The organism is Streptomyces sp. BK79, from assembly GCF_044142145.1.
Lineage (GTDB): Bacteria > Actinomycetota > Actinomycetes > Streptomycetales > Streptomycetaceae > Streptomyces.
Genome location: NZ_JBHVOC010000012.1, coordinates 226,685 through 239,419, shown reverse-complemented (window position 1 = coordinate 239,419; position 12,735 = coordinate 226,685). Strand labels below are relative to the sequence as shown.

The window sequence follows — 12,735 nt, the reverse complement described above, 5'->3', positions numbered from 1 at the left end:
ACCCTTGACAGGTGACCGACGCCCACGAAACCGCAGCAGACCCTTCACTGCGAACCACCGGAGGCGCCCCTCCGGACGACGCCGGATCTTCTGCGAGTCAGGCGCCGACCCCCTTGCTCGAACCACGCGAGGGCGTTCCGCCGGTGATCGCCGACGCCCAGGCCCTCGCCGAGGTGACCGCCGCCTTCGCCGCCGGGCGCGGCCCGGTCGCCGTCGACGCCGAGCGCGCCTCCGGCTACCGCTACGGCCAGCGCGCCTACCTCGTGCAGCTGCGCCGCGAGGGCGCCGGGACCGCGCTGATCGACCCCGTGGCCTGCCCCGACCTGTCCGGGCTGGGCACCGCGCTCTCCGACGCGGAGTGGGTGCTGCACGCGGCCACCCAGGACCTGCCGTGCCTGCGCGACATAGGGATGGTGCCCACCCGCCTCTTCGACACCGAGCTGGCCGGGCGGCTCGCCGGGTTCCCGCGGGTCGGCCTCGGCGCGATGGTGGAGAACGTCCTGGGGTTCGTCCTGGAGAAGGGCCACTCCGCCGTCGACTGGTCGACGCGCCCGCTTCCCGAACCGTGGCTGCGCTACGCCGCGCTCGACGTCGAGCTTCTCGTCGACCTGCGCGACGCGCTGGAGAAGGAGCTGGACCGGCAGGGCAAGCTGGAGTGGGCCCGGCAGGAGTTCGACGCGATCGCCTCGGCCCCGCCGCCCGAGCCGCGCAAGGACCCGTGGCGCCGCACCTCCGGCATGCACAAGGTGCGCCGGCGCCGGCAGCTCGCCGTCGTACGGGAGCTGTGGCAGACCCGGGACCGCATCGCGCAGCGCCGGGACGTCTCCCCGGGCAAGGTGCTGGGGGACGCGGCCATCGTGGAGGCGGCGCTCGCGCTGCCGCCCAACGCGCACGCGCTCGCCGCCCTGAACGGGTTCGGGCGGGTCAACCGCCGGCAGCTGGAGCAGTGGCAGGTGGCGGTCGACCGGGCCCGGGCGCTGTCCGAGTCGCAGCTGCCGCAGCCGGGCCAGCCGGTGACCGGTCCCCCGCCGCCCCGGGCGTGGGCCGACAAGGACCCCGCCGCGGCGGCCCGGCTCACCGCGGCGCGGGCGGCGGTGACCGCGCTCGCCGAGCGGCTGAACATGCCGCAGGAGAACCTGATCACCCCGGACACGGTGCGCCGGGTCTGCTGGGAGCCGCCGGCGACCCTCGACGCCGAGTCCGTGGGCGCCGCCCTCGCCGCGCACGGGGCCCGGCCCTGGCAGGTCGAGCAGGTGACGCCGGTCCTGGTGACGGCGCTGGCCCAGGGCGTGTCGTAGCGGGTACGACGGCGAGTTCCGGCCAAGATCCAGGGGCGGGGCGGTGGACCGGGGGTGTGACGTTCACCGCTCCAGCCGGGGGGACTGGGCAGCTACGTTACCCACAAGTAGCATGGGCGCTGAGCGCGCGCTCAGTGCATGCGTGCCGCAGCAGTGCCATCCCGCACCCTGGAGGAGAGCCATCGTGCCTCGTACCGTCAGGGACGTCGTCTTCGTAGACGGCGTCCGCACCCCGTTCGGCAAGGCGGGCCCGAAGGGCATCTACCACGAGACCCGCGCCGACGACCTGGTCGTGAAGGCGATCCGGGAGCTGCTGCGCCGCAATCCCGGTCTCGACCCCAAGAAGATCGACGAGGTCGCCGTCGCCGCGACCACGCAGATCGGCGACCAGGGCCTGACCATCGGCCGCACCGCCGGCATCCTGGCGGGCCTGCCCACCTCGGTCCCCGGCTACTCCATCGACCGCATGTGCGCGGGCGCCCTGACCGCCGTCACCTCGGTGGCCGGCTCGGTCGCCTTCGGCGCGTACGACGTGGCCATCGCGGGCGGTGTCGAGCACATGGGCCGCCACCCGATGGGTGAGGGCGTGGACCCGAACCCGCGGTTCGTCAGCGAGAAGCTGGTCGACGAGTCCGCCCTGTTCATGGGCATGACCGCCGAGAACCTGCACGACCGCTACCCGACGATCACCAAGCAGCGCGCCGACGAGTACGCCGTGCGCTCGCAGGAGAAGGCCGCCAAGGCGTACGCCAACGGCCAGATCCAGGCCGACCTGGTGCCGGTCTCGGTGCGCCGCACCAACGAGGAGGCCGGCGAGACCGGCTGGGGCCTGGTCACGGCCGACGAGCCGATGCGTCCGGGCACCACGCTGGAGAACCTGGCGGGCCTGAAGACGCCGTTCCGCGTGCACGGCCGGGTCACCGCGGGCAACGCGGCCGGTCTGAACGACGGCGCGACCGCGTCCCTCATCGCGAGCGAGGACTTCGCCCGCGAGAACGGCCTGCCGGTCAAGATGCGTCTCGTCTCGTACGCCTTCGCGGGCGTCGAGCCGGAGGTCATGGGTTACGGCCCGATCCCGGCGACGGAGAAGGCGCTGGCCCAGGCCGGGCTGTCCATCTCCGACATCGGCCTGTTCGAGATCAACGAGGCCTTCGCCGTCCAGGTCCTGGCCTTCCTGGAGCACTACGGCATCGCCGACGACGACGCGCGCGTCAACCAGTACGGCGGCGCCATCGCCTTCGGCCACCCGCTCGCCTCCTCCGGCGTCCGTCTGATGACGCAGCTGGCCCGCCAGTTCGAGGAGCAGCCGCACGTCCGCTACGGCCTGACCACCATGTGCGTCGGCTTCGGCATGGGCGCGACGGTCATCTGGGAGAACCCGCACTTCGAGGGGGACAAGTGAGCACCACCACCGCAGAGCTGCTGAAGGGTGCGGCCGAGCTGTTCCCCGGCGAGGTCGTCACCAGCGCGCACGTACGCCACTTCGACCTGCCGCTGGGTGCCGGGCGCTTCGCGCTCATCACCCTCGACAACGGTCACGACCACACCAAGCCGACCACGCTCGGCCCCCAGTCGCTGGCGAACATCGACGCCGCCGTCGACCAGGTCGAGAAGGAGGCCGCGGACGGCGACATCGTCGGCGTCGGCGTCACCGGCAAGCCGTTCATCTTCGCCGTCGGCGCCGACCTCAAGGGCGTCGAGCTGCTGAAGCGGCACGAGGACGCGCTGGCCATCGGCAAGGGCGGCCACGACGTCTTCAAGCGCCTCGCGAAGCTGGCCGTGCCGACCTTCGCGTACTACAACGGTGCCGCGATGGGCGGCGGCGTGGAGATCGGCCTGCACTGCTCCTACCGGACGGTGTCCGCGGCCCTCCCCGCCTTCTCCCTCCCCGAGGTCTTCCTCGGCCTGGTCCCCGGCTGGGGCGGCTGCACGCTGCTGCCGAACCTGATCGGCGCCGACAAGGCCGTCTCGGTGATCATCGAGAACAGCCTCAACCAGAACAAGCAGCTCAAGGGCGAGCAGGTCTACGAACTCGGCATCGCGGACGCGATCTTCGAGGGCGCGGACTTCCTGGAGCAGTCGCTGATCTGGACGGCGTCCGTCCTCAAGGGCGAGATCGCGGTCGAGCGTCCGGCGATCGACCGCGGCGAGGCCTGGGACCAGGCGGTCGCGCGCGGCCGGTTCATCGCCGACGGCAAGGTGCACGGCGCGGCCCCGGCCGCCTACCGCGCGCTGGACATCATCGCCGCCGCCAAGAACGGCGACCTCCAGCAGGGCTACGACGCCGAGGACCAGGCCCTCGCCGACCTGATCATGGGCGGCGAACTGCGCTCCGGCATCTACGCCTTCAACCTGGTGCAGAAGCGCGCCAAGCGTCCCGCCGGCGCCCCGGACAAGTCGCTGGCCCGCCCGGTCACCAAGGTGGGCGTCGTCGGCGCCGGCCTGATGGCCTCGCAGCTCGCGCTGCTCTTCCTGCGCCGCCTGGAGGTGCCGGTCGTCCTGACCGACATCGACCAGGAGCGCGTCGACAAGGGCGTGGGCTACGTCCACGCCGAGATCGACAAGCTGCTCGGCAAGGGCCGTGTCAACCAGGACAAGGCGAACAGGCTGAAGGCCCTCGTCTCCGGCGTCCTGGACAAGGCCGAGGGCTTCGCGGACGCGGACTTCATCATCGAGGCCGTGTTCGAGGAGATGGGCGTCAAGCAGAAGGTGTTCGCGGAGGTCGAGGCGGTCGCCCCGGCGCACGCGATCCTCGCGACGAACACCTCGTCCCTGTCCGTGTCGGAGATGGCGTCGAAGCTGAAGCACCCCGAGCGGGTCGTCGGCTTCCACTTCTTCAACCCGGTCGCGATCCTGCCGCTGCTGGAGATCGTCCGCGGCGAGCAGACGGACGACGCGTCGCTCGCGACGGCGTTCGGTGTCGCCAAGAAGCTGAAGAAGACCGCGGTCCTCGTCAAGGACGCCCCGGCGTTCGTCGTCAACCGCATCCTGACCCGCTTCATGGGCGAGATCCAGAACGTCATCGACGAGGGCACCCCGGTCGAGGTCGCGGAGAAGGCGGTGGATCCGCTCGGCCTGCCGATGTCCCCGCTGGTCCTGCTGGAGCTGGTCGGCCCGGCGATCGGCCTGCACGTCTCGGAGACCCTCAACCGGGCCTTCCCCGAGCGCTTCACCGTCTCCCCGAACCTCAAGGCGGTCGTCGAGGCGGGCAAGCGCGGCTTCTACGTCTACGACAGCGGCAAGCCCGAGCTGGACCCGGAGGTCGCCGCGCTGCTCAAGCAGGGCGACACCGTCCTCACCGAGGAGCAGGTCCGCGACCGCGTCCTGGACGCGGTGGCCCAGGAGATCGGCCTCATGCTCGACGAGGGCGTCGTCGCCGAGGCCCAGGACATCGACCTGTGCCTGATCACCGGCGCCGGCTGGCCCTTCCACCTGGGCGGCATCACACCGTACCTGGACCGTGAGGGCGTCGCCGAGCGGGTGAACGGCAAGCGGTTCCTGGAGCCGGGCGTGGCGAGCGTTCCCGCGTAAGCCTCCCCGTACGACGGAAGAGGGCCCCCGCCCGAGGCGGGGGCCCTCTTCCGCGTGCCGCCCCTGGGTCAGACCGCCACCGTCCATGGGCCGAACTCCGCGGACCCGGGGGCGGTCTGGCGGGTCACGGCCAGCCGTCCGTCGGCGCCGACGACGGCGATCGTGGCGCGGCCCAGGGCGTCGAAGGCGGCGGCGGGAGCGCCGGAGAAGGTGCCGCCGAGCGGAGCGACGGACACTTCACGCCACGGCTGGTCGCCCGGCAGGAAGCGGTAGGCCACCCCGCCCAGGTCGCTGCGGCAGGCGACGAGCGTGCCGGCCTCGGGGACCGGGCCGGCCGCGAGCGCGACGGCGCCGAAGCCGCCGCGTCCGCCGATCGAGCTGGCGGGCTGGGCCCAGCGTCCGCCCGGTGCGTCCTCCTGGGCCATGAGCAGCCGGCCCGTGTCCGGCTGCCGGTAGACGGTCATGACCTGCCCGCCCGGCTGGACGGTCGCGGCCACCGGACCGGCCGACGGAGCGAGCCGGAACCTGGGCGCCCGGGTGAGGGGCTCGTCGAGCGAGCCCTGCGCCCAGTGAAAGACGCCCTCGCGGCTCGCGCCGAAGACCTCCACGTGCCCGTTGGGCGCGGTCAGCGCGGCGACTCCTTCCTGGAGGTCGTAGCCCCGCAGGTCGGTCCACTCACCCCAGGTGCCGTCGGTCTCCTGGACGCGGCTGTGCAGGCCCTGCCCGGCGTTGCGCACGAACAGGTGCAGCCGGCCCCTGCCGTCCCGGGCCACCACCGGGGTGCCGAGGTGCCGGTCCCGGCTCGGGTCGTTGGCCGAGGGGTTGCCCAGGGTGACCCAGCCGGGGAACGCGCCGTCGGGCTCGGCCTGTTCGAGCAGGACGATCTCACGGACGTGCGCGTCGTCGGCCGCCAGGTGGGACAGGCGTTCGGCGAAGATCTGCCAGCGGCCGTCCGGGGTGAGGCTCACCGCGAGGCCGGGGGCGAGGGGGCCGCCGCCGAGGAAGAACGGGCCGCGCCACTGGTCGCTGCCGGGCTGTGCCTCCAGCCACACCGCGCACTGCTGGTTGAGCACCACGAAGGCCGCGAGCCGGCCGCGCCGGTCGGCCAGCAGCCAGTCGGCGCCGGCCGGGTGCCGCGGGGCGGTGCTCTGCACCCACCCGGTCCCGCGGGAGTTCAGCCCGACCGCGTAGTCACCGCTGCCCGCCGGGTCGCCGCAGTCGTAACCGTCCGCCGCGCCGTAGACGTTGAGGAAGAACTCCTTCAGGGAGACGGCCTGCGGGCCCAGGTTGTGCGGCCACCGCTCGTTGTAGTACCCGCGGTACGCCTCGACGGAGTAGGTGCCGTCCTCGGCGGGGCCCTGGTAGTGGTCCAGGGCGAGCCGGGAGAACAGCGCGGCCGCGGTGTGGTCGCAGTGGTCGGACAGGTCACCGTAGTCGTGCCGCTGCGGGAACTTCTCGTCGTGCACCAGCCGGTCGGGGTCCGGGTCCATGGTGCGGACCAGCGTGGGGCGCACGAGGTCCATGATCTGCACGAGGGTCCGGACCAGTCCGGTGCGCGTGTACCCGTACGGCTCGTGCACCAGGCCGCCGCTGGGCACCAGCGTCGGCACCGACTCCACCTCGTCGCGCCACAGCACGTGCAGGCTGCGCGCCGGGCCCTCCGGTGTGCCGTGCTGCCGGATGTTGAGGAAGATCAGCGTCACCCAGGGGGCGTCGGCGAGCGAGTACGCCTCCGCGACCGCGCCGGCCGCCGTGGACAGGGTGGCCGGCGTCCAGGCCGCCGTGCGGTTGCCGAGCGTCATGGCGGCGTAGGCGGCCTTGATGCCGTTCTGCCGTGCCTTGCCGTAGGCCTCCCGGTCCTCGACGACCGGCTCCGTCTGCCACGGCCGGGGGTTCTTGCCGAGCGCGTCGCCGGCGGTCAGGTACACCGTGGTGGTGCGCGTGCCGACGCGCAGTCCGTGGAAGGTGGCCGGGTTCATGAAGTACAGGTCGTCGTCCGGATGGGCCACGATCTGCAGCACGGACGCGGGACTGTTCACGTGATTGCTCCTCCCGACGGCGGGATGCGGTGTGGTCACAGCGGCCAACCCGGCAGGTAGCCCGCGTGGGCGCGCTGGTTGCGCGCCGATCCGGTCTCGAACTGGCTCGGCACCGGGAAGTAGCTGGGCAGGAACGCGCCGAGGATGGCGTCCTGCTCGTCCTCGGGGACGTCGCCGTCGTGGTAGTCGTTCAGGCAGAACACGTCGTGCGGGCGCACGGTGAGGATGCGGTTGAGCCGCGGGGCGTGCTCGCTGAGGCCGACGTTGACGAAGCCGCAGGAGATGCTGCCGGGCACGCTGCGCAGCGTGTGGTAGCCGAAGTAGTGGTGCAGCGAGGAGGCGACGGAGATGTCGCTGTGGCTGCGCAGCCGGTTGGCCGCGGTGACCGCGACGGCGTGCTGGTGGCGCTGTTCTATGTCCGCCAGCACGCTGCGCCGCAGCGGGTGCGGGGCGTGCAGGAAGGAGTGCACCAGCGTCTGGCCGAAGTCCTGCTGGATCAGGGCACGGTTGTTCTTGGCGGCGCTGATGTTGAACTCGTCGTCGGTCGCCGGGGGCGCCATCGGCACGGACGTGGGCGACATGAAGTACTTGGACTGGCCGTTGGAGTGGAAGAACATGTCCGGCCGTACGGTCCGGCCGAGGAACACGTCGTCGTTGAAGTACAGGAAGTGCTCGGCCAGTCCGTCGATGTGGTGGAGCTGGCTCTCGATGGCGTGCGAGTTGTAGGTGGGCAGGGCACCGCGGTTGCCGAAGATCTCGGTGTGGTCCACCACGCGTACGCGGGGATGGCGCAGGTCCAGCCAGTGCGGGACCTGCTGGTCCGTGACGAGGTAGATGTTGCGGATCCAGGGGGCGTACATGTCGATGGAGCGCAGGGAGTAGCGCAGTTCGTCGCGGTCCCGGAAGCGGGCCGCGCTGGTCGCGGCGTCCTCCGTCTCCATGCCCATGGCGGCCAGGACGGCGTTCTTCCGCTCCAGCCACGCCATGTCGGCGCCGTTGACCCAGGTGTAGACGGCGTCGACGGGAAAGGCCACGTCGCCGTGGAGGGTCTGGGCGAACGGCGTGATCGTCGGATAGTGGCGCCCGCCCAGGGTGATCGCGGCCCGGTGCATGGTGCGCACCGGCACGCGGTCGCCGATCAGGGTGCGGGCGGGGGCCTTGAGGTGACTGCCCGTCTCGTCGTCCGGGTCGTTGTCCCAGAAGGAGATGGTGCAGCCGTATACGGCACCGAGGCGCAGGATGCGCGAGGGGGAGACGACGGTCTGGTACAGCCTCAGGCCCGAGGACGGGGTGTCGGCGTACGGCGCGACGAGTCCGGCCAGGACCGTGGCGACCGTCTTCTGTCCCTCGTTGAGGACGGCGGTGTACACGGCGTCCTGGGCGTAGCGGTCGGCGACGGCCTTGAAGACGGCCTCCTTGTAGACCGCGTGCACCGCGATGGTGTGCCGGACGAGCTGGTCGCGGACGACGAGGTAGGGGATGTCCGCGGCCTCGAGGGCGTTCGCGGCCAGGGCGAGGTTCTGCTGGACGACGTCCCACGGGGACTCCCAGTCCAGCAGCCGGCAGACCTGTCCGCCGTCGGAGACCAGGTCCCGGCGCTGGAGCAGGCGCTGTTCCAGGGCGCGCTGGTCGGCGGTGCGCACGGTGGTGGCGGGCGCCGGTTCCGCGGCGGGCACGATGCCGTCCGCGCCGCTGTAGTAGGCGTGCACGGCCTTGCGTTCGGCCTTGGCCGCGGTGCGGCGGCCGCTGTCGCGTTCGGCGATCAGTTCGTGGAAGATCCGCTCCCAGGTGGCGGTGACCACGGCGGGTGAGAAGCGGCTGACGGAGGCGAGGGCCGCGGTGCCCATCCGCTGCCTGAGTTCGCCGTCCTGGATGAGGAACATCAGCGCCGAGGCGAGTGCGTCGGTGTCGCCGGGCGGGACGAGGACGCCGGTCTGCCCGTCGATGACCACCTCGCGGGGGCCGTTGGGCGAGTCGTAGGAGACGACGGGGACACCGGCCGCGTGCGCTTCGGCGAGGACCAGGCCGAACGCCTCGTTGCGGGAGGTGAGGGTGGCGATGCTGGCCTTGGCCCACTCCTCCGCCAGATGCCTGGAGTTGCCGTTGAGCTGGACGCAGTCGTGCAGTCCGAGCATGTCGATCTGACGGCGCAGGGCGCCGCTGAGCGGGCCGTCGCCGAAGATCCGCAGCTGCCAGTCGGGGTGGTAGCGGGCCACGGTCGCCCAGGCGGTCACCGCGTGGTCGATCTGCTTCTCGGCGACGAGCCGTCCGGCGATCACCACCGTGCGGGTCTGGAGGGTCGAGCGGGGCCGGAAGCCGCTGGGCAGGGCGTTGGGGACGACCTCCAGGCGGGGCGCGGCGTCGCCGAGGGTCTCGGCGAACCAGTCCCGGGTGCGTTCGCTGAGGACGGCGAGCGCGTCCAGCCGGGCCGCGTGGCGGCGCAGCGGCTCCCCGCTGGTGCCGCGCAGTTCGGAGACCCGGTGCTCCTGGTGGACGGTGATGACGTGCGCCGGGGCCAGTTCGACGGCGAGTGCCATCAGGGCGGGGGTGGTGGTGACCAGGATGTCGGTGTCGGTGTCCTGGAGGGCGAGTTCGAGTTCGAGGTCGGAGAGCCGGTTGAACGCGGCCTCCCAGGAGCGGTCGACGATCTGGCTGGGCTGCGCGGACAGGCCCGGCCACATCGAGTCGTCGACCCGGGTGGGGCGCAGGGGGCGGGGGGCGGATCCGGTGAGATCGATCAGGTAGTCGACGCGGACCCGCTCGTCGGGCGTGAAGAACTGCTCGCGGCGGCTCTTGAAGACGCTGAGCACCCGCACGTCGTGGCGGGCGGCCAGTTCGGACGCCTGGTTGAACACCGCCCGCTCGGTGCCGCCGACCGCGTCGGCCGTGGTCAGCAGGAACGTGATCTTCATCTGTCGGTTCAGCCTGCCTCGGGCATGCTCGTGCAGGTGACCCGGAGATTGCCTGCGGGGGTGTAGCGGGGTTGGACGATCATGGGGGGACGGCCGGGCGGGGTGATGGCGAGGCTGCGCATGGCGAAGACACGCAAGGGGTTGCGTACGTCGTGCAGCCGGCGGCCCAGGCGCAGGGACCGTCCGGCGCGGTCGCACAGGACGATGTCCCAGTGGTCGGGCCGGCTGCCCCGGGGCGGCATCCGGTCCAGCGGGACCTCCACGCGGTAGGCGTCCGCCGCGAGCGCGGTGACGGGCTGCTCGATCCGCCGCCCGGAGGCGACGAACTCGGCCCAGGGCTCCTCGGCCCGGACGCCCAGCAGCCGTACGTCGACGGTGACACCGGCGTGCGTCAGGTGGACCTTGGTCACCTCCACGGAGGGACGGGCGCCGGTGCTGATGACGCGGGCGCTGCCGCGGAAGGAGCGGCCGATCCGGTGGCGTTCGCCGGTCACCGGCGAGGCGGCCATGGGCTTGGTCGGCCCCTCGTACGGCACCGGTGGCCGCAGCAGCAGCAGCGAGAGGGTGCGGGAGCGGCGCCCGGTGCCCAGGCGCAGCCGCAGTCGCCGGCGCCCCGTGCCGACGGGCGCGCCGCCGACGTCCTCGCCGAGCAGGACGACGGCGTCGACCAGTGCCTGACCGGCGGGGCCCTCGTAGACGCGGGCCTCGGTGGTGAAGCGGTCGCGGCCGCGGCCGAGCACGATCTCGGCGCGTTCGGGCAGGCCGGCGGAGGGGGGCAGCTCGGCGTGCAGGTTGACGGTCTGGCCGTCGAGGATGGCGGCGTAGTGGAGCCGGGCGGTGCGTCCCTTGCGCAGCGGCAGGAAGACGCGCAGCATCAGCCGGTTGCGCAGGGCGGCGGCGCGGGCGCGGGGTCCGCGGCGCCGACGGGCCGCCCCGCCGCTTGCCGTGGCGGGGCTCTTCGGTGCGGGGGTCATGTCGCGGCGTACCCCAGTTCGGCCAGGTGCTGGTGCTCGGCCGGAGCGGCGGGCCGGCGGGGCGCGGCGATGCCGGAGGACGTCTCGAAGGGGCTCGGCACGGGGAGGTAGGCGTCCAGGAAGGCGGCGACCATCCGGGACTGGGCCGCGGGGTCGGCGGCGGTGACGGTGTCGTTCATGCAGAACGTGTCGAAGTTGCGCCGGGCCAGGAGGTTGTCCAGCCGGCGCTGCGCCAGGTCGTCGGCGAGGTCGATGTAGACGTAGCGGATGTCGCCGACCGTCGCGCGGGCGGACTGGTAGGCGTAGTAGTGGTGCAGCGAGGAGGCGATGGGCACGTCGTTGGGCGAGCGGAACCGGGAGTGCTGGGTGACCCGGTGCGCCTTGGCGTAGACCTGCTCGATCTCCGCGAGCACGCTGCGGCGCAGGGCGTGCGGGGTGTGCTTCATCTTCTGGGAGATGACGGTGCCGAACTGCTGGGCGATCAGACCGCGGCTGTTCTTGCCGGCCGCGTTGACCGGCAGGTCCCCGTTGCTCGCCCGGCCGGACGGGATCAGGGCCTTGGACTGGAAGAACTTGGTCAGTCCGTTGGCGTGGAAGAACTGGCCCGGCTGCACGGGGCGGCCGAAGAACACGTCGTCGTTCAGGTAGAGGAAGTGTTCCGCCAGGTCGGGGATGTGGTGCAACTGGCTCTCGATCGCGTGGGAGTTGAACGTCGGCAGGGCGCCGGGGTCGGAGAAGATCTCCCGGTGGTCGACCACCCGGAGGCCGGGGAAGTCGGTGTTGAGCCAGGACGGCACCTGTCCGGCCGTGACGAGGAAGATGTTGCGCACCCACGGGGCGTACTGGTGGATGGAGCGCAGCGAGTACCTCAGCTCGTCGCGGCTGGTGTAGCGGGCGTCGTTGGCCGCCTGCTCGTGCAGGGAGCCGTCCGGGGCGCCGGTGAGCCGGCCGCGTGCGGCGTCCCGGCTCGCCCGCCAGGCCGGGTCGGAGTCGTCGACCCAGGTGTAGACGACGTCGATCGGGAAGAGGTGGTCGTCGGGCAGCGCGGCGGCGAACTCGGGGAGCGTCCGGGTGTGGCCGGTGCTGTAGACGGCGGGCACCGGGCTGAACCGATTCTGCTCGGCCCAGCAGCGTCCCGCGTCCACCGGGATCTCGGTCACCACCTTGTTGGGCCGGGGCGCGGTCAGCTGGCCGTCCCGCTCCGCCCAGAACTCGATGTCGCAGCCGTACTCGGGGCCGAAGACCAGGTTCCCGGTGGGGTCGCAGACGACCCAGGTCATCCGCAGCACCCGCTGCCCGCGCAGCGCGCGCCAGGCCGCGGGGGCGGTGCCGGGGCGCACCTGCCCCTGCGGGCCGGCGCCCAGGTAGCCGGGGTTGTGCGCGCAGGCCACCTGCAGCAGGTCCTCGACGTCGGCACGCCACCGCTCGGGGACGGCGACGCAGGGCACCGGGGATCCGGTACCGCGGACGCAGAAGTGGTCGATCCCGGCCTCTTCCAGCAGGGAGACGAGGATGTGCAGGTTGCGGGCGCGGGCGGCCCACGCGGTGGCTCCGGGCACCTCGACGGCGCGCAGGTGCCGGCCGGCCACCCGGACGACCCGTACCGGCAGGTCGGACGTGTGCCTGCCCGCCTTGCGGTTCCCGCCCAGGGCGCGCACGACCACCGCGGAGCGCACGGCGTCGGCGGACGCCAGCGAGCGCTTCACGGACGTACGCAGGGTGCCCGGCACGCGACGCACGATCCGGCGCCGCGCTCCCGCCGGCACCAAAGATCGATATGTCGACACGAGCGCGCTCGCCTCGGGATTGTTGAGGCTCACCAGACTTCGCACCATCCACATCGAGGCCGCAGCGCACGCTCCGGCGATTGATTCCCCACCCCTGACCGGCGGGCGCGCACCCCCATGTGCGACTGCCCTCCGGGACCGGACGCGATCGATCTCCCCTTCTTCACCGACTTCACAGCCGATATTCACCCGAC

The 12,735-nt window shown here is 72.3% G+C and carries 7 protein-coding genes; 3 read left to right on the top strand and 4 right to left on the bottom strand.

Annotated elements, in window-relative coordinates; translation table 11 throughout:
* Window positions 1-11: 11 nt before the first annotated feature.
* The 3 genes from ACFIF2_RS17460 (at window position 12) to ACFIF2_RS17450 (ending at window position 4,829) form a co-directional block, all read left to right on the top strand.
* Entirely contained in the window at window positions 12-1,298 is a 1,287-nt protein-coding gene (locus tag ACFIF2_RS17460) for an HRDC domain-containing protein (protein WP_395573561.1), read from the top strand.
* 184 nt (window positions 1,299-1,482) lie between these two features.
* Window positions 1,483-2,700 carry a thiolase family protein gene (locus ACFIF2_RS17455; RefSeq protein WP_395573560.1) on the top strand — a complete coding sequence of 406 codons (1,218 nt, stop codon included), beginning with the start codon at window positions 1,483-1,485 and terminating at the stop codon, window positions 2,698-2,700.
* Window positions 2,697-4,829 carry a 3-hydroxyacyl-CoA dehydrogenase NAD-binding domain-containing protein gene (locus tag ACFIF2_RS17450; RefSeq protein ID WP_395573559.1) on the top strand — a complete coding sequence of 711 codons (2,133 nt, stop codon included), beginning with the start codon at window positions 2,697-2,699 and terminating at the stop codon, window positions 4,827-4,829. The genes ACFIF2_RS17455 and ACFIF2_RS17450 overlap by 4 nt, the downstream gene beginning before the upstream one ends.
* Window positions 4,830-4,897: 68 nt before the next feature.
* On the opposite strand, the gene ACFIF2_RS17445 is transcribed toward ACFIF2_RS17450, so the two are convergent.
* From ACFIF2_RS17445 to ACFIF2_RS17430, 4 genes are read right to left on the bottom strand one after another with little or no spacing between them, the layout of a single operon-like run.
* The gene (locus tag ACFIF2_RS17445; protein ID WP_395573558.1) at window positions 4,898-6,868 is read right to left on the bottom strand and encodes a PIG-L family deacetylase; all 1,971 of its coding nucleotides are present in this window, start codon (window positions 6,866-6,868) and stop codon (window positions 4,898-4,900) included.
* A gap of 35 nt (window positions 6,869-6,903) precedes the next feature.
* Window positions 6,904-9,780 (bottom strand): stealth conserved region 3 domain-containing protein, encoded by a 2,877-nt coding sequence (locus ACFIF2_RS17440; RefSeq protein WP_395573557.1) that lies wholly within the window; start codon window positions 9,778-9,780, stop codon window positions 6,904-6,906.
* An 8-nt stretch (window positions 9,781-9,788) separates the two neighbouring features.
* Window positions 9,789-10,754, bottom strand: a complete 966-nt coding sequence (locus tag ACFIF2_RS17435) for a hypothetical protein (RefSeq protein WP_395573556.1) — start codon at window positions 10,752-10,754, stop codon at window positions 9,789-9,791.
* On the bottom strand, window positions 10,751-12,577 hold the full coding sequence (locus ACFIF2_RS17430) for a stealth family protein (protein ID WP_395573571.1): 1,827 nt from the start codon (window positions 12,575-12,577) through the stop codon (window positions 10,751-10,753). Before ACFIF2_RS17430 ends, ACFIF2_RS17435 begins: the two co-directional genes overlap by 4 nt.
* Window positions 12,578-12,735 lie beyond the last annotated feature (158 nt).